The 16,384-nt window shown below is 59.6% G+C and carries 15 protein-coding genes; 7 read left to right on the top strand and 8 right to left on the bottom strand.

The genetic code is table 11. The features are described from left to right. Positions 1-1,383, top strand: a complete 1,383-nt coding sequence (gene cysS, locus ACYZUD_RS12330; protein WP_462024249.1) for a cysteine--tRNA ligase — start codon at positions 1-3, stop codon at positions 1,381-1,383. A gap of 177 nt (positions 1,384-1,560) precedes the next feature. Here the strand turns inward: cysS and ACYZUD_RS12325 are convergent, their stop codons facing one another. Continuing rightward, positions 1,561-3,426 (bottom strand): sigma-54-dependent Fis family transcriptional regulator, encoded by a 1,866-nt coding sequence (locus ACYZUD_RS12325; RefSeq protein ID WP_462024248.1) that lies wholly within the window; start codon positions 3,424-3,426, stop codon positions 1,561-1,563. A gap of 51 nt (positions 3,427-3,477) precedes the next feature. Next, on the bottom strand, positions 3,478-3,660 hold the full coding sequence (locus tag ACYZUD_RS12320) for a hypothetical protein (protein ID WP_462024247.1): 183 nt from the start codon (positions 3,658-3,660) through the stop codon (positions 3,478-3,480). Between the two features lie 188 nt (positions 3,661-3,848). Between ACYZUD_RS12320 and ACYZUD_RS12315 the strand changes: the two genes are divergently transcribed. From ACYZUD_RS12315 to ACYZUD_RS12290, 6 genes are read left to right on the top strand one after another with little or no spacing between them, the layout of a single operon-like run. Beyond that, complete coding sequence (locus tag ACYZUD_RS12315; protein WP_462024246.1) at positions 3,849-4,943, top strand: ABC transporter ATP-binding protein; 1,095 nt, start codon at positions 3,849-3,851, stop codon at positions 4,941-4,943. Beyond that, positions 4,943-6,040 (top strand): ABC transporter ATP-binding protein, encoded by a 1,098-nt coding sequence (locus tag ACYZUD_RS12310; protein WP_462024245.1) that lies wholly within the window; start codon positions 4,943-4,945, stop codon positions 6,038-6,040. The genes ACYZUD_RS12315 and ACYZUD_RS12310 overlap by 1 nt, the downstream gene beginning before the upstream one ends. After that, entirely contained in the window at positions 6,037-6,903 is an 867-nt protein-coding gene (locus ACYZUD_RS12305; protein ID WP_462024244.1) for a carbohydrate ABC transporter permease, read from the top strand. Before ACYZUD_RS12310 ends, ACYZUD_RS12305 begins: the two co-directional genes overlap by 4 nt. Before the next feature lie 8 nt (positions 6,904-6,911). Next, positions 6,912-7,712, top strand: a complete 801-nt coding sequence (locus tag ACYZUD_RS12300; RefSeq protein ID WP_461978699.1) for a carbohydrate ABC transporter permease — start codon at positions 6,912-6,914, stop codon at positions 7,710-7,712. Positions 7,713-7,722: 10 nt separating this feature from the next. After that, positions 7,723-7,995: a DUF2160 domain-containing protein gene (locus tag ACYZUD_RS12295; RefSeq protein WP_462024243.1), complete on the top strand. Its 273-nt coding sequence runs from the start codon at positions 7,723-7,725 to the stop codon at positions 7,993-7,995. Between the two features lie 48 nt (positions 7,996-8,043). Further along, on the top strand, positions 8,044-9,786 hold the full coding sequence (locus tag ACYZUD_RS12290; RefSeq protein WP_462024242.1) for an ABC transporter substrate-binding protein: 1,743 nt from the start codon (positions 8,044-8,046) through the stop codon (positions 9,784-9,786). 327 nt (positions 9,787-10,113) lie between these two features. Here ACYZUD_RS12290 and nuoN read toward each other — a convergent pair whose 3' ends face one another. The 6 genes from nuoN to nuoI are packed head-to-tail and all read right to left on the bottom strand — an operon-like array spanning position 10,114 to position 16,376. Then, positions 10,114-11,577: an NADH-quinone oxidoreductase subunit NuoN gene (nuoN, locus tag ACYZUD_RS12285; protein WP_462024241.1), complete on the bottom strand. Its 1,464-nt coding sequence runs from the start codon at positions 11,575-11,577 to the stop codon at positions 10,114-10,116. Between the two features lie 7 nt (positions 11,578-11,584). Further along, positions 11,585-13,117 carry an NADH-quinone oxidoreductase subunit M gene (gene nuoM, locus ACYZUD_RS12280; protein WP_462024240.1) on the bottom strand — a complete coding sequence of 511 codons (1,533 nt, stop codon included), beginning with the start codon at positions 13,115-13,117 and terminating at the stop codon, positions 11,585-11,587. A 39-nt stretch (positions 13,118-13,156) separates the two neighbouring features. Then, positions 13,157-15,010 carry an NADH-quinone oxidoreductase subunit L gene (gene nuoL / locus ACYZUD_RS12275; protein WP_462024239.1) on the bottom strand — a complete coding sequence of 618 codons (1,854 nt, stop codon included), beginning with the start codon at positions 15,008-15,010 and terminating at the stop codon, positions 13,157-13,159. Next, a complete protein-coding gene (gene nuoK / locus ACYZUD_RS12270; RefSeq protein ID WP_007946416.1) occupies positions 15,007-15,315 on the bottom strand; it encodes an NADH-quinone oxidoreductase subunit NuoK in 309 nt (102 codons plus the stop codon). The genes nuoL and nuoK overlap by 4 nt, the downstream gene beginning before the upstream one ends. Before the next feature lie 2 nt (positions 15,316-15,317). Beyond that, entirely contained in the window at positions 15,318-15,821 is a 504-nt protein-coding gene (gene nuoJ, locus ACYZUD_RS12265) for an NADH-quinone oxidoreductase subunit J (protein ID WP_462024238.1), read from the bottom strand. 9 nt (positions 15,822-15,830) lie between these two features. After that, positions 15,831-16,376 (bottom strand): NADH-quinone oxidoreductase subunit NuoI, encoded by a 546-nt coding sequence (gene nuoI, locus ACYZUD_RS12260; protein ID WP_219847839.1) that lies wholly within the window; start codon positions 16,374-16,376, stop codon positions 15,831-15,833. Positions 16,377-16,384 lie beyond the last annotated feature (8 nt).

The following is a 16,384-nucleotide window of genomic DNA, read 5'->3' as shown; positions in this document are numbered from 1 at the left end:
GTGCTTACGATCTACAACACGCTCACCAAGAGCAAAGAAGTTTTCAAGCCGCTGGATGGCAACAAGGTGCGCATGTACGTCTGCGGGATGACCGTGTACGACTATTGCCACCTGGGCCATGGCCGCAGCATGGTCGCGTTCGACCTGGTGACCCGCTGGTTGCGGTTCAGCGGTTACGACCTGACCTACGTGCGCAACATCACCGACATCGACGACAAGATCATCAATCGCGCCCGTGAAAACGGCGAGTCGTTCGAAGCGCTGACCGAGCGCATGATCGCGGCGATGCACGAAGACGAAGCGCGCCTGAACATCAAGAAGCCGGACATGGAGCCGCGCGCCACTGGGCACATCGCCGGCATGCACGCGATGATCCAGACCCTGATCGACAAGGGTTACGCCTACGCCCCGGGCAATGGCGACGTGTATTACCGCGTTGCCAAGTTCATGGGCTACGGCAAGCTGTCGCGCAAGAAAATCGAAGACCTGCGCATCGGCGCGCGGATCGAAGTCGACGAGTCGAAACAGGACCCGCTGGACTTCGTGCTGTGGAAAGCCGCCAAACCGGGTGAACCGAGCTGGGAATCGCCATGGGGCGCCGGTCGTCCGGGCTGGCATATCGAGTGCTCGGTGATGTCCACCTGCTGCCTCGGCGAGACGTTCGACATTCATGGCGGCGGCAGCGACCTCGAGTTCCCGCACCACGAAAACGAAATCGCCCAGAGCGAAGCGGCCACCGGCAAGACCTACGCCAACGCGTGGATGCATTGCGGCATGATTCGCATCAATGGCGAGAAGATGTCCAAGTCCTTGAACAACTTCTTCACCATTCGCGATGTGCTCGACAAGTACCACCCGGAAGTCGTGCGTTACCTGCTGGTGTCGAGCCATTACCGCAGCGCCATCAACTATTCGGAAGACAACCTCAAGGACGCCAAGGGCGCACTTGAGCGTTTCTACCATGCGTTGAAAGGCCTGCCGAACGTGGCGCCGGTCGGTGGCGAAGCCTTTGTCGAGCGTTTCACCCAGGTGATGAACGACGACTTCGGTACGCCGGAAGCCTGTGCGGTGCTGTTCGAGATGGTGCGCGAGATCAACCGCCTGCGCGAGAGCGATCTCGATGCGGCGGCCGGTCTGGCGGCGCGCTTGAAGGAACTGGCCAGCGTGTTGGGTGTGTTGCAGCTTGAAGCGGATGACTTCCTGCAGGCCGGCGCTGAAGGGCGTGTCGATGCGGCTGAGGTTGACGCGCTGATTGCTGCGCGTCTGGCGGCTCGTGCGGGTAAAGACTGGGCCGAATCCGACCGCATCCGCGACCAGCTCACTGCAATGGGTGTGGTGCTGGAAGACGGGAAGGGCGGTACGACCTGGCGTCTGGCTGACTGATTGCCGTATTGGCTGTGAAACAAAACCCGCCTTGTGCGGGTTTTTGTTTGTTTGCTCGAAGATCAAAAGATCGCAGCCTTCGGCAGCTCCTACACAGGCCCGAATCCAACCGTGCCATTGTGGGCGAATACAATCCTGTAGGAGCTGCCGAAGGCTGCGATCTTTTGATCTTTGCCGTTAACTTTCCGACTGGCGCAATCGCTTGTAAAGGGTATTGCGGCTTACCCCAAGCCTGCGGGCCAAATGGGAGATATTCCCCCCAGCCGCCTGCAACTGCCGATTCAAGTCCTCGGCATCATTCAAATCCACCGCCAGCGGCTCTGCCGTATCCACCGGCTCCATCTCCATATCCACAAAAAAATCATCCGGCAAATGCTCCGGCCGCACCGGTTGCTCTTCGGCCATGGCCAGTGCCACCTGCATCACGCTGCTGACCTGCCTTAAATTCCCCGGCCACGGATGACGGCTGAACAACTCCAGCACTTCCCGGCTCAGGCCGGCCCACTGACTCGGTTCGCGGTGTTGCTCCCACAGGCGCTTGAACAGAGCCTCTTTATCACTGCGTTCTCTTAACGGCGGCAGCTCCAGGGTCAAGCCGCCAATGCGGTAATAGAGGTCTTCCCGAAACCGCCCGAGTTGAACCTGCTCACGCAACGAGCGGTTGGTCGCTGAAATAATCCGGATATCCACCGGGAACAACTCGCTGCTGCCCACCGGTTGCACGCACCGCTCCTGCAACACGCGCAGCAGCCGGGCCTGTGTCGGCAGCGGCATGTCGCCGATTTCATCAAGGAACAGCGTGCCTTTGTCAGCCTTGCGGATCAGCCCGATGCTGCCTTTCTGGTTGGCCCCGGTGAACGCGCCTTTCTCGTAGCCAAACAGCTCGGATTCCACCAGTTCGGCGGGGATCGCTGCACAGTTGACGGCAATGAACGGTTGTTTGCTTCGGGAGCTGGCTTGATGCAGGGCTTTGACGAAGACTTCCTTGCCGACCCCGGTTTCCCCGTGGATCAACAGCGGAATGTCTTTCTCCAGCAAACGCTCGGCCTGGCGCACGGCTTTTTCCACGCGGCTGTCACCGAAATGCAGGGTGTTAAGGCTGATCGCTGCCGGTGCCACCACGGTGGGTTCGGTGCTATTGGGTTCAGCACTCTTTGTTTCAGAGAATAGCCGCGCCTGAATCGGCACCTGTTTCGGCCGTTTCAACAAACATTGAAAGCGGTTGCGTCCGGACGCTTGCAGGGCAAACGGCAGGCCATCCGGCTGGTTCAGCAGTTCCAGCAGCGAGACCTTGAACAGGCTTTCGATGCTGACCCGCGACAGGCTGATGCCCAGCAGGTTGTCGGCGCGACGGTTGGCGGACAATACCTGACCGGTCTCGTCGAAAATCAACAGCCCGGCCCATTGGCTGTCGAGGTTGTTCAGTCCGGTGTTGAAGGTCAGCTGGAAATGCTGGCCATGAAAGAGGTTGAGGATCAGCCGGTTTTCCACGGTCTGGCTCATCATCTTGACCATGCCGAGGGTGTGGGACGGCGGCAGGTAGCTGTCGCTGGACACATCCAGCACCGCGATCACCTTGCGTTCGGCATCGAAAATCGGCGCGGCGGAACCGGTCATGAAACGGTTGGCCTTGAGGAAATGTTCATCGTGCTCGATGTGCACCGCTTGCTCGCAGGCCAGCGCGGTGCCGATGGCGTTGGTGCCGCTGCAACGCTCCATCCAGCTGGCACCGGCGCTGAACCCACGGGTCAGGCTTGGCTCAATAAAACGCTGGGTGCCCCACGACGTCAGCACCTGGCCCTGATTGTCGGCGAGCATGATCAGGCAATTGGAGTTGCTCAGGATGTTCTCGTAATACGGCAGGACTTCCTGGTGGGTGGTCTGCACCAGTGAATGCTGGCTCTCCAGCAATCGGGCGATGCCCTCGGCCGGCAGCTGATCGAACGCCGGGGCGCTTTGATGATCAAGGCCGAACGCGCGGCAACGGGACCAGGAGTCCTGGATGATGGCATCGTGGGAGAGCTTTGATGCAGGTTCGGCCATGGCAGTCGATCTCTGAGCAAGCTTTTATTGTTTTTATGGTTTTGCATAACGTCAGCACGCCGCGGATATCGCGCCGAAAACAATACCGTAGGAGCTGCCGAAGGCTGCGATCTTTTGATCTTTAGCGTCAATAAAGGTGCCGAAGATCAAAAGATCGCAGCCTTCGGCAGCTCCTACAGTGACCACGTAAATCGCGGCAGGTGAGGCAAAAAGCATCTGTAGAGTGTTGTTCACTATTGTTCATTGTCAACCGGCGAATTGTTCAATTGTTCAATCGCGGTTGTTCATTTCTGTTCAGCAACGAACGCTGTTTTTTCTCCTTTTGAAGGATTTTTCAGTCGGATCAACGGCTTGCCATTTCTGGCACGAAAGTCGCTCTACCGCTCAGGTCGCTTGACTCCAAATAATAAAAAGGCCGAGCCATGTCATTAACCCTGGAGCATGTCAGCCGCACCGTCGAGGGCCAGACCTGGATCGACGATGCGTGCCTTAGTTTCGAACCCGGATCCTTCAACGTTTTGCTCGGGCGCACCCTGTCCGGCAAAACCAGTCTCATGCGCCTGATGGCCGGCCTGGACAAGCCCGACAGCGGCCGCATCCTGATGAATGGCGTCGATGTGACCCAGCGCCCGGTGCGCTTGCGCAACGTCTCGATGGTGTATCAACAGTTCATCAACTACCCGACCATGACCGTATTCGAGAACATTGCTTCGCCCCTGCGCCAGGGCGGCGTTTCCAATGAGTTGATCCAGAGCAAAGTGCTGGAAACCGCGAAAATGCTGCGCATCGAGAAATTCCTCCAGCGTCATCCCCTCGAACTCTCCGGCGGCCAGCAACAGCGCACGGCGATGGCCCGGGCACTGGTCAAGGATGCCGAACTGATTCTGTTCGACGAACCGTTGGTGAACCTCGACTACAAGCTGCGCGAAGAGCTGCGCCAGGAAATGCGCGAACTGTTCAAGGCTCGCCACACCATTGCCATTTACGCGACCACCGAACCCAACGAAGCCCTGGCCCTGGGCGGTACCACGACCATTCTTCACGAAGGCCGGGTCATTCAGAGCGGCAAGTCTTCCGAGGTTTATCACCAGCCGCAAACCGTTTTGGCGGCGGAGCTGTTCTCCGAGCCGCCGATCAACCTGATGCCGGGTCGTATCGCCGGCAACGAAGTGAGTTTCGCCAATTTCGTGCACTTCCCGTTGAACGTGGATCTGCGCCCGGTGGGCGAGGGCGAGTTCCGCTTCGGTGTGCGGCCCAGCCACATTTCGCTGGTGCCGAGCAACGATGATGACCTGGAACTGGCGGTGACCGTCGAAGTCGCGGAGATCAGCGGTTCGGAAACCTTCCTGCACGTGCGCAACGAGCATTTCCTGTTGGTGCTGCATTTGCCCGGCGTGCACGAGTACGACGTCGATGCGCCGATTCGCATCTATATCCCGACCCATAAACTGTTTGTGTTCGATGCGCAGGGGCGGCTGGTCCAGGCGCCCGGTCGCCGCGTCGCGAGGGTTGCCTGATGGCTGAAATCCGCTTGCAGAACCTCGCCCACAGTTACACCAGCACGCCGACCGGCCCTGAGGATTACGCCATCCGCGAGATGGACCACGTCTGGGAGCAGGGTGGCGCCTACGCCTTGCTCGGGCCGTCGGGCTGCGGCAAGTCGACCTTGCTCAACATCATTTCCGGCCTGCTCAGCCCGTCCCAGGGCCAGGTGCTGTTCGACAGTAAAGTGGTCAACGAACTGACCCCGGAAAAGCGCAATATCGCCCAGGTTTTCCAGTTTCCGGTGGTCTACGACACCATGACGGTGTTCGACAACCTGGCCTTCCCGTTGCGCAATCAGGGCATGGCCGAGGCGAAAATTCACAGCAAGGTGCAGGAAATTGCCGAAGTCCTCGACCTCCAGGCGCTGCTGAGCAAGAAGGCCCGCAACCTCACCGCCGATGAAAAGCAGAAGGTCTCGATGGGCCGGGGGCTGGTGCGCGATGACGTTTCGGCGATCCTGTTCGATGAACCGCTGACGGTGATCGACCCGCACCTGAAATGGAAACTGCGACGCAAGCTCAAACAGATCCATGAGCAGTTCAACATCACCATGGTCTACGTCACCCACGATCAACTGGAAGCCTCGACCTTCGCCGACAAGATCGCGGTGATGTACGGCGGGCAGATCGTGCAGTTCGGCACACCACGGGAATTGTTCGAGCGCCCGAGCCACACCTTTGTCGGTTATTTCATCGGCAGCCCGGGGATGAACCTGATCGAGGTGCAGCCGCAACCGGGGGGTGTGGGGTTTGCTTCGACCCATTTGCCATTGTCCGACGCAATGCAGAAACGCATCGCCGAAGCCGACTGGAAAACCCTGAAGGTCGGTATCCGTCCGGAGTTCGTCCACGTGTGGGACGAGCCGTTCGATGACGCGATGCAGGCACAGGTCGTACACGTCGAAGACCTCGGCACTTACAAGATCATGACCCTGAACCTCGACGGCGCGCCGCTGAAAGTGCGCCTGGCCGAAGATAAGCCAGTGCCTGAGGGCATCGCCCACATCAGCTTCCCGGTACAGTGGTTGATGGTTTATGCCGACGATTACCTCCTGGAGGTGCAGCCATGAACAAGGTGCAGAACAACAAGGCCTGGTGGCTGGTGTTGCCGGTGTTTTTGCTGGTGGCGTTCAGTGCGGTGATCCCGATGATGACCGTGGTCAACTACTCGGTGCAGGACATCTTCGACCAGTCCAGCCGTTATTTTGTCGGTGCCGACTGGTACAGGCAGGTGCTGCTCGACCCACGCTTGCACGACTCGCTGCTGCGCCAGTTCATCTACTCCGGGTGTGTGCTGTTGATCGAGATCCCGCTGGGCATCGCCATCGCCCTGACCATGCCGACCAAGGGGCGCTGGTCGTCGCTGGTGCTGATCATTCTGGCGATTCCGCTGCTGATCCCGTGGAATGTGGTCGGGACGATCTGGCAGATCTTCGGCCGGGCGGATATCGGCCTGCTCGGTTCGACCCTCAATGCCATGGGCATCAGCTATAACTATGCGGCGAACACCATGGACGCCTGGGTCACCGTGTTGGTGATGGACGTCTGGCACTGGACGTCGCTGGTGGCGTTGCTGTGTTTCTCCGGTCTGCGGGCGATTCCGGACGTGTACTACCAGGCAGCGCGGATTGATCGGGCATCGGCCTGGGCGGTTTTCCGACACATCCAGTTGCCCAAGCTCAAGAGTGTGTTGTTGATCGCGGTGATGCTGCGCTTCATGGACAGTTTCATGATCTACACCGAGCCGTTCGTGCTGACCGGTGGCGGTCCGGGGAATGCCACGACCTTCCTCAGTCAGACCCTGACGCAGATGGCCATCGGGCAATTCGACCTCGGCCCGGCGGCGGCTTTCTCGCTGGTGTACTTCCTGATCATCCTGTTGGTGTCCTGGCTGTTCTACACCGCCATGACTCACTCTGATGCCAACCGCTGAGGTCTGCCATGAGTAAAAGAAAGCTCATTCCGTTGCTGATCTACATCCTGTTCCTGCTGGTGCCGATCTACTGGCTGCTGAACATGTCCTTCAAGAGCAACACCGAAATCCTCGGCGGGTTGACGCTGTTTCCCCAGGATTTCACCTTTGCCAACTACAAGGTGATCTTCACCGATCCGGCCTGGTACACCGGTTACCTCAACTCGCTGTATTACGTGAGCCTGAACACGGTGATTTCCCTGAGCGTGGCGTTGCCGGCGGCGTATGCGTTTTCACGCTATCGTTTCCTCGGCGACAAGCACTTGTTCTTCTGGCTTTTGACCAACCGCATGGCGCCGCCGGCGGTGTTTTTGCTGCCGTTCTTCCAGCTGTATTCCTCGATCGGTCTGTTCGACACGCACATCGCGGTGGCACTGGCTCACTGCCTGTTCAACGTGCCGTTGGCGGTGTGGATCCTCGAAGGCTTCATGTCGGGTGTTCCGAAGGAGATCGACGAAACCGCCTACATCGACGGCTACAGTTTTCCCAAGTTCTTCGTGAAGATTTTCGTCCCGTTGATCGGTTCCGGGATCGGTGTCACGGCGTTCTTCTGCTTCATGTTCTCCTGGGTTGAATTGCTGCTGGCGCGCACCCTGACGTCGGTGAACGCCAAGCCCATCGCGGCGGTGATGACCCGAACGGTCTCGGCGTCCGGCATCGACTGGGGCGTGCTCGCGGCGGCGGGGGTGTTGACCATCCTGCCGGGCATGCTGGTGATCTGGTTTGTTCGCAACCACGTGGCCAAGGGCTTTGCCCTGGGCCGGGTTTGAGGAATTGATGATGGAATGGATGAGTTGGACCGGCCCCACGGCGGCGTTCTTCACCGTCATTGCCTTGATCCTGGTGGGCATGACGACCTGGGAACTGCGTTCGCCGAGTGTCCCACGGCGTGGTTTTTTGCCGATTGCCACCACCCGTGGCGATCGGCTGTTTATCGGTCTTCTCGGCAGCGCCTACCTGCATTTGCTGGTAATCGGCGTCACCGACTGGAGCATCTGGGTGGCGTTCGCGTTGTCCCTGGTGTGGCTGTTGGCTGTGATGCGTTGGGGCTAGTCGAAATCGATCGGCAATGTTGCTCCGAAACCCAAACAGGAGGTCTCTATGTTCGACAAAAACAATAAGCTGCGACATAGCGTTTCATTGGCAGTCATGGTGGCACTCAGCGGGTTGAGCGCTGCGGCCTGGGCCGATGCCTATGAAGACGCTGCCAAGAAATGGATTGGCAGCGAATTCAAACCGTCCACATTGACGGCCGATCAACAACTCGAAGAGCTGAAGTGGTTCATCAAGGCGGCGGAGCCGTTTCGCGGGATGAGCATCAAGGTGGTATCGGAAACCATCGCCACCCACGAATATGAATCCAAAACGCTGGCCAAAGCCTTTACCGAGATCACCGGGATCAAGCTGACCCACGATCTGCTGCAGGAAGGCGACGTGGTGGAAAAGCTGCAGACCCAGATGCAATCGGACAAGAACATCTATGACGGCTGGGTCAACGACTCGGACCTGATCGGTACGCACTTTCGCTATGGCAAGACCGAGTCGATCACCGACCTGATGGCCAACGAGGGCAAGAACTTCACCTCGCCGACCCTGGACATCAAGGATTTCATCGGTATCTCGTTCACCACCGCGCCGGACGGCAAGATCTATCAATTGCCTGACCAACAGTTCGCCAACCTCTACTGGTTCCGCGCCGACTGGTTCGAGCGGGCGGACCTGAAAGCAAAATTCAAAGAAAAGTACGGTTATGAGTTGGGCGTGCCGGTGAACTGGTCGGCCTATGAAGACATCGCCAAGTTTTTCACCGAAGACGTCAAGGAAATCGACGGCAAGCGCGTTTACGGGCACATGGATTACGGCAAGAAAGACCCGTCGCTGGGCTGGCGCTTCACCGATGCCTGGTTCTCGATGGCCGGTGGCGGCGACAAGGGCATTCCCAACGGCTTGCCGGTGGACGAGTGGGGCATCCGCGTCGAGGACTGCCATCCGGTCGGTTCCAGCGTGACCCGCGGCGGCGACACCAACGGCCCGGCGGCAGTGTTTGCCACCACCAAATACGTGGATTGGTTGAAAAAATACGCACCACCGGAAGCGGCGGGCATGACCTTCTCCGAATCCGGTCCGGTGCCGTCCCAGGGCAACATCGCCCAGCAGATCTTCTGGTACACCGCGTTCACCGCCGACATGACCAAACCGGGTCTGGCGGTGATGAACGCCGATGGCACGCCGAAATGGCGCATGGCGCCATCACCACGCGGGCCGTACTGGGAAGAGGGCATGAAGCTGGGTTATCAGGACGTGGGTTCCTGGACGTTCATGAAGTCCACGCCTGAGAAACAGAAACTCGCAGCCTGGCTCTATGCGCAGTTTGTGACGTCGAAAACCGTTTCGCTGAAGAAAACCATTGTCGGCCTGACACCAATCCGTGAGTCGGACATCAACTCGCAAGCCATGACCGACCTGGCACCGAAACTCGGCGGCCTGGTGGAGTTCTACCGCAGCCCGGCCCGTGTGCAATGGACCCCGACCGGGACCAACGTGCCGGACTATCCGCGTCTGGCGCAACTGTGGTGGAGCCACATCGCCGAAGCCGCCAGCGGCGAGAAAACCCCGCAACAGGCACTGGACGGTCTGGCCAAGGATCAGGACGCGATCATGACCCGTCTGGAGCGCTCGAAAGCCCAAGCCACCTGCGCACCGAAAATGAACCCCGAGCGCGATGCGCAATACTGGTTTGACCAGCCGGGTGCACCGAAACCGAAACTGGCGAACGAGAAGCCTAAGGGTGAAACCGTGAGCTATGCCGAACTGCTGAAATCGTGGGAGGCGGCGCGTAAATAAACTGCTGAGGTTGTGAAATGCGAACGGCACCGAAAGGTGCCGTTTTTGTTTGTGTCTGTTCCACCGCTTTCGCGAGCAGGCTCGCTTCCACAATTAATCGCAGACATTCACAAGTGGTGTGTTCACAGGAGATCCACTGTGGGAGCGAGCTTGCTCGCGAATACCCTATGAAGATCAAAAGATCGCAGCCTTCGGCAGCTCCTACAGATGGACCCCATCCAAATGTAGGAGCTGCCGAAGGCTGCGATCTTTTGATCTTGAAACCCCAAACACAAAAACGGCACCCGAAGGTGCCGTTTCTGTTTGCTGCCAAGTACCGCTAAGCGGTCAACCCGCCAACCCCGATTGTTGAACCAGGTTCAGCAACGGCTGTGGATACAGCCCAAGGAAGAACGCCAGTGCGGCGATGGCCAGCAGCATCACGCCGCCTGCCTTTTGTTCCCAGTGCAGTTGTGCATCGTGACGACGCAGGTTCGGTTCGATCAGGTACAGGGTGACCATGACGCGCAGGTAGTAGAAGACGCCGATGGCGCTGCCCAGTACCAGGGAACCGACCAGCCACCATTGGTGCGACTCGACACCGGTAGCGATGATGTAGAACTTGCCGATGAAGCCCGCGGTCAGCGGGATGCCGGCCAGGGACAGCATCATTACGGTCATTACCGCGGTCAGGTACGGACGGCGCCAGAACAGGCCTCGGTATTCGTACAGGGCATCCGCGTCACGGCCGTTGTACGGCGAGGACATCAGGGTGATTACGCCGAAAGCGCCGAGGCTGGTGATCACGTAGGTGACCAGGTACACGCCGATGGCTTCCACGGCCAGACCCTTGCTCGCCACCAGGGCGATCAACAGGTAACCGAAGTGCGCGATGGACGAGTAACCCAGCAGACGCTTGAGGTTGCTCTGGGTCAGTGCCAGCAGGTTACCGAACAGGATCGACGCGATGGCGATGATGGTCAGCACGTCGCTCAGCACACCGCTGCTCGCCGCAGGCGAGATCTGGAACAGACGCACCATCACCGCGAACACGGCGACTTTCGAAGCGGTGGCCAGGAACGCGGCCACCGGTGCCGGAGCACCTTCGTAAACGTCCGGGGTCCAGAGGTGGAACGGTACCAGCGACAGCTTGAACGCCAGGCCGATCAGCATCATGCCCAGGCCCAGTTGCGCCAGCGAGCTTGGCAGACCAGTAGCCGCCAGGGCCTGGCCGATACCGACGAAGCTCAGGCTGCCGGAATCGGCGTAGAGCAGGGCCATGCCGAACAACAGGAACGCAGAGCCGGCGGCCGACAGCACCATGTACTTGATACCGGCTTCCAGCGAACGCTTGTTGAAGAAGGCGTAAGCCACCAGACCGTAGACCGGCACCGACAGCAGTTCCAGGCCGATGAACAAGCCGGCCAGGTGCTGCGCGCTGACCAGAACCAGGCCACCGGCGGCGGCCATCAGGATCAGCAGGTACAGTTCTTCACGGTTGCCCGGGTAACCCGAACCGCCATCGCCGAGGTAGGCGTGGGCGAGGGTCACACAAGCGAGGGTGGCGACCAGGATCAGCGCCATGTACAGGCAAGCGAAGGTGTCGATCTGCAGCAACGGTGTCACGGCCAGAGGCGCGACTTTCAGGGCCGGGAGGATCGACAGCAAAGCCAGGTTCAGACCCGCCACGGACAGCAGGAAGGTCTGTGAGTGGTTGCGGCGCCAGGCGATCGCCAGCATCACCACGATGATCGTGGCGCTGGTGATCAACAACGGCGCAAGCGCGATAAAGTGTTGAGTCGTGAATTCCATAGCGCTCTTACCGGGCCGAAGCGAGTTGAGTGAAGGCGGTGCCGAGCCATTGCTGCACGCCATGCATCGTAGCGGCAGAGGTATCGAGGAACGGTTGCGGGTACACGCCGATGTAGATCAGCAGCGCCGCAAGCCCGACCACCATGATCAGTTCGCGACCGTCCATGCCATGCAGGACCGCGTCCGATTTGGACGGGCCGAAGTAGGCACGGTGGATCATGATCAGCGAGTAGACCGAACCGAGCACCAGGCCGGACGTCGCGATGATCGTGACCCATGGCGCAGCGGCGAACGTGCCGATCAGGATCAGGAACTCACCGACGAAGTTACCGGTACCCGGCAGGCCCAGTGACGCGGCGGCGAAGAACAGGCTGAGGGCCGGCAGGTAAGCGATCTTCGACCACAGGCCACCCATTTCACGCATGTCGCGGGTATGGGTGCGCTCGTACAGCTGACCACTGAGGATAAAGAGTGCCGCGGCCGACAGACCGTGCGCCAGCATCTGCATCACCGCACCCTGCAGCGCCAGTTGGCTGCCGGAGTAGATGCCGATCAGGACGAAGCCCATGTGGGAAACGGACGAGAAGGCGATCAGACGCTTGATGTCGGTTTGTGCGAAGGCCAGGAACGCACCGTAGAAGATCCCGATCAGACCCAGGGTCATGGCGATCGGCGCGAACTCGGCCGAGGCATTCGGGAACAGCGGCAGGGCGAAACGCAGCAGACCGTAGGCAGCTGTCTTCAACAAGATACCGGCCAGGTCGACGGAACCCGCAGTCGGCGCCTGGGCGTGAGCGTCAGGCAACCAGGAGTGGAACGGCACCACCGGCAGCTTCACCGCGAAGGCGATGAAGAAGCCGAGCATCAGGATGTACTCGGTGGTCAGCGACATCTTGGTGTTCAACAGGTCGGCGTAGTTGAACGTGATCACGCCGGTTTCGTTGAAGTTGACCAGGACCAGGCCCAGGATCGCCACCAGCATGATCAGGCCGGAAGCCTGAGTGAAGATGAAGAACTTGGTTGCCGCGTAGATCCGGGTTTTCTTGCCGTCCGAAGAACTGTGACCCCAGAGCGCGATGAGGAAATACATCGGCACCAGCATCATTTCCCAGAAGAAGAAGAACATGAACAGGTCGAGGGCGAGAAACACGCCGATGACACCGCCCAGGATCCACATCAGGTTCAGGTGGAAGAAGCCAACGTGACGCTGGATCTCTTTCCACGAGCAGAGTACCGAGAGGACACCCAGCAGACCGGTCAGCAGGATCATCAACAGCGACAGGCCGTCGAGGGCCAGGTGCACATTGATGCCGAAGCGCTGGATCCAGACGTGTTTGAACTCAATCACCCAGGTCGGATCGGCGCCAGGCGCCGGTGCAAATGAATAGTCACCATGGGCCCACAGCCAGAGGCCGAGAGCGAGTTCCAGGGTCATGGTCAACAGCGCAATCCAGCGGGGGAGGGTAGCGCCGAAGCGCTCACCCATCCAGCACAGCAGGCCGCCGATGAAGGGGATCAGGATTAGCCAAGGCAGAATCATGACGGGCTCAATTCCTTTCGCAAGTTCGCAAGGTTCATATCAGACCGCTACCAGCACGATGGCGCCGATGACCAGCACGGAGCCGGCAGCCATGGAGGCCGCGTACCAACGCAGTTGACCGGTTTCGGTACGGCTCAGGGCGGAGTGACCGCCTTTGGCCATACGCGGGATCAGACCGATGGTCTGGTCGAGCGGGTCTTTGCGCAGTCCGTGGCTGATCGCAAGGTAGGGCTTGACGAACAGTTTGTCGTAGATCCAGTCGAAGCCCCAGGCAGCGAACCACCAGGCCGAAAGGAAGCGGCCGATGCCGCTGTTGGCGATTGCAGTGACGAAACGACGCTTGCCGAGGAACAGCAAGGCGGCCAGCAGGATACCGGCCAGGGCAATGGCACCCGAGGCGATTTCCAGGCTGTGCTTGGCTTCGCCGCCGGCATGGCCGACGCTTTCCGGCAGCACACCGTGCAGTGGCGGAACGATCATGGCGCCGACGAAGGTCGACAGCACGATCAGCACCGACAGCGGCAACCAGTGAGCGATACCGTGGCCGGCGTGCGCTTCGGTCTTCGCTTCACCGTGGAACGCGATGAAGATCAGGCGGAAGGTATACAGCGAAGTCATGAAGGCGCCGACCAGACCTGCATAGAGCAGACCGTGGTTGCCGCTGGCAAACGCTTCCCAGAGGATTTCATCCTTGGAGTAGAAGCCTGCAGTCACCAGTGGCAGGGCCGAAAGGGCCGCGCCGCCGACGATGAAGCTGGCGTAGGCCAGTGGCAGTTTCTTCCACAGGCCGCCCATCTTGAAGATGTTCTGCTCGTGGTGGCAGGCAACGATCACCGCACCGGACGCAAGGAACAGCAGGGCCTTGAAGAAGGCGTGGGTCATCAGGTGGAAGATCGCGCCATCCCACGCGCCAACGCCCAGGGCCAGGAACATGTAGCCGATCTGGCTCATGGTCGAGTAGGCGAGGATACGTTTGATGTCGGTCTGAACCAGTGCGGCAAAACCTGCCAGTACCAGGGTCACGCCGCCAACGACGCCGACCAGGTGCAGGATATCCGGCGCCAGGGCAAACAGGCCGTGAGTACGGGCGATCAGGTAGACACCGGCGGTTACCATGGTTGCGGCGTGGATCAGTGCCGAAACCGGGGTAGGACCAGCCATCGCGTCCGCCAGCCAGGTTTGCAGCGGCAGTTGCGCGGATTTACCGACAGCGCCGCCCAGCAGCATCAGGGTCGCGACCACGATCCAGAAGTCGCCGACCTTGAAGTGCTCAGGCGCCTTCACCAGCAGTTCCTGGATGTTCAGCGTGCCCAACTGTTGGAACAGGATGAACAGGCCGATGGCCATGAACACGTCGCCGATACGGGTGACGATGAAGGCTTTCAGTGCCGCGTTACCGTTGTTGCGGTTGCTGTAGTAGAAACCGATCAACAGGTACGAGCACAGACCCACGCCTTCCCAACCGAAGTACAGGAACAACAGGTTATCGCCCAGCACCAGGAACAGCATGCTGGCGATAAACAGGTTGGTGTAGGCAAAGAAGCGCGAGTAACCGGCTTCACCGCGCATGTACCAGGAGGCGAACAGGTGGATCAGGAAGCCGACGCCGACCACCACACCGAGCATGGTCAGGGACAGACCATCCAGGTACAGCGCGAAGTTCGGCGTGAAGCCTTCCACCGCCATCCACTGCCACAACACCTGGGTGTAGTGACCGCCTTCAGGTGGCGCAACGTTGAACTGCCAGATCACATAAGCCGTGACGATGGCCGACAGGCCGATGGAGCCGACGCCGATCAGCGCCGAAAGGTTTTCCGAGAGGCGTCCACGGGAGAACGACAGCAGCAGGAAACCAATGAGAGGGAATACGAAAGTCAGATAGAGAAGATTCATCCGCGCATCTCGCTGGCAGCGTCGATATCGAGAGTGTGGAAGCGGCGATACAGCTGCAACAGAATCGCCAGGCCAATACTGGCCTCGGCGGCTGCGAGGCTGATCACCAGGATGAACATGATCTGTCCATCCGGTTGCGCCCAGCGGCTACCGGCAACGATGAACGCCAGTGCGGAGGCATTCATCATGACCTCCAGGCTCATCAGCACGAAGAGAATGTTGCGCCGGACCATCAGGCCGACCAGACCGAGGCAGAACAGGATGCCGGCGACCGCCAGACCATGCTCCATAGGGATAGCAGGCATCGTCATTGCTCCTTGGCTTCGTTGCGGCCCAAGTGGAACGCCGTGACGGCTGCGGCGAGCAGCAGCATCGAGGCGAGTTCGACCACCAGCAGATAAGGACCGAACAGGCTGATGCCCACGGCCTTGGCGTCTACGGTGGTGTGGCCGATGGCCTGGCCGCTGGCGTCGCTGAACAGCACGTACAGCAGTTCAATCAGCAACAGGGCGCCGAGTGCGACCGGGCCCAGCCAGATACCGGGCTTGAGCCAGACGCGCTCTTGTTGAACCGAGGCAGGCCCCAGGTTCAGCATCATCACCACGAACACGAACAGCACCATGATGGCGCCAGCGTAGGCGATCACTTCCAGTACACCGGCAAACGGTGCGCCGAGGGCGAAGAATGTCATGGCCACGGCGATCAGCGAAATGATCAGGTAGAGCAGGGCGTGCACGGGGTTGGTGTTGGTGATCACGCGAAGCGTGGACACAACAGCGATACCCGATGCGAAATAGAAAGCGAATTCCATCTTTCTTCCTTAAGGCAGCAAGCTCTTCACGTTGATCGGTTCGGCTTCATTCTGCGCGGCGCCTTTTGGCTTACCGGCAATCGCCATACCTGCAACACGATAGAAGTTGTAATCAGGGTTTTTGCCGGGGCCGGAGATCAGCAGATCTTCTTTCTCGTAAACCAGGTCCTGACGTTTGAACTCGGCCATCTCGAAATCCGGTGTCAGCTGGATCGCGGTGGTCGGGCAGGCTTCCTCGCAGAGGCCGCAGAAAATGCAGCGCGAGAAGTTGATGCGGAAGAAGTCCGGGTACCATCGACCGTCTTCGGTTTCAGCTTTCTGCAGCGAGATGCAACCCACCGGGCACGCCACGGCGCACAGGTTGCAGGCTACACAACGCTCTTCGCCGTCGGGGTCGCGGGTCAGCACGATACGGCCACGGAAGCGTGGCGGCAGGTACACCGCTTCTTCCGGGTACTGCAGCGTGTCGCGCTTGCGGAAGGCATGGCCGAAGATCATCACCAGGCTGCGAAGCTGGGTGAAGAAGCCATGCACGATGTCAAAAATGTACTTCATGATTCTCT

Source organism: Pseudomonas sp. XS1P51 (genome assembly GCF_054897845.1).
Note: the sequence above shows the minus strand (reverse complement) of the source record. Positions and strands in the feature narration are given on the sequence as shown.

Coding starts and splice junctions, on each gene's coding strand:
- ACYZUD_RS12305 (WP_462024244.1), top strand. CDS start 6,037: ATGAACAAGGTGCAGAACAACAAGGCCTGGTGGCTGGTGTTGCCGGTG.
- ACYZUD_RS12290 (WP_462024242.1), top strand. CDS start 8,044: ATGTTCGACAAAAACAATAAGCTGCGACATAGCGTTTCATTGGCAGTC.
- nuoM (WP_462024240.1), bottom strand. CDS start 13,117: ATGATTCTGCCTTGGCTAATCCTGATCCCCTTCATCGGCGGCCTGCTG.
- ACYZUD_RS12295 (WP_462024243.1), top strand. CDS start 7,723: ATGGAATGGATGAGTTGGACCGGCCCCACGGCGGCGTTCTTCACCGTC.
- nuoI (WP_219847839.1), bottom strand. CDS start 16,376: ATGAAGTACATTTTTGACATCGTGCATGGCTTCTTCACCCAGCTTCGC.
- nuoK (WP_007946416.1), bottom strand. CDS start 15,315: ATGCCTGCTATCCCTATGGAGCATGGTCTGGCGGTCGCCGGCATCCTG.
- ACYZUD_RS12325 (WP_462024248.1), bottom strand. CDS start 3,426: ATGGCCGAACCTGCATCAAAGCTCTCCCACGATGCCATCATCCAGGAC.
- nuoJ (WP_462024238.1), bottom strand. CDS start 15,821: ATGGAATTCGCTTTCTATTTCGCATCGGGTATCGCTGTTGTGTCCACG.
- ACYZUD_RS12300 (WP_461978699.1), top strand. CDS start 6,912: ATGAGTAAAAGAAAGCTCATTCCGTTGCTGATCTACATCCTGTTCCTG.
- ACYZUD_RS12310 (WP_462024245.1), top strand. CDS start 4,943: ATGGCTGAAATCCGCTTGCAGAACCTCGCCCACAGTTACACCAGCACG.
- nuoN (WP_462024241.1), bottom strand. CDS start 11,577: ATGGAATTCACGACTCAACACTTTATCGCGCTTGCGCCGTTGTTGATC.
- ACYZUD_RS12315 (WP_462024246.1), top strand. CDS start 3,849: ATGTCATTAACCCTGGAGCATGTCAGCCGCACCGTCGAGGGCCAGACC.
- nuoL (WP_462024239.1), bottom strand. CDS start 15,010: ATGAATCTTCTCTATCTGACTTTCGTATTCCCTCTCATTGGTTTCCTG.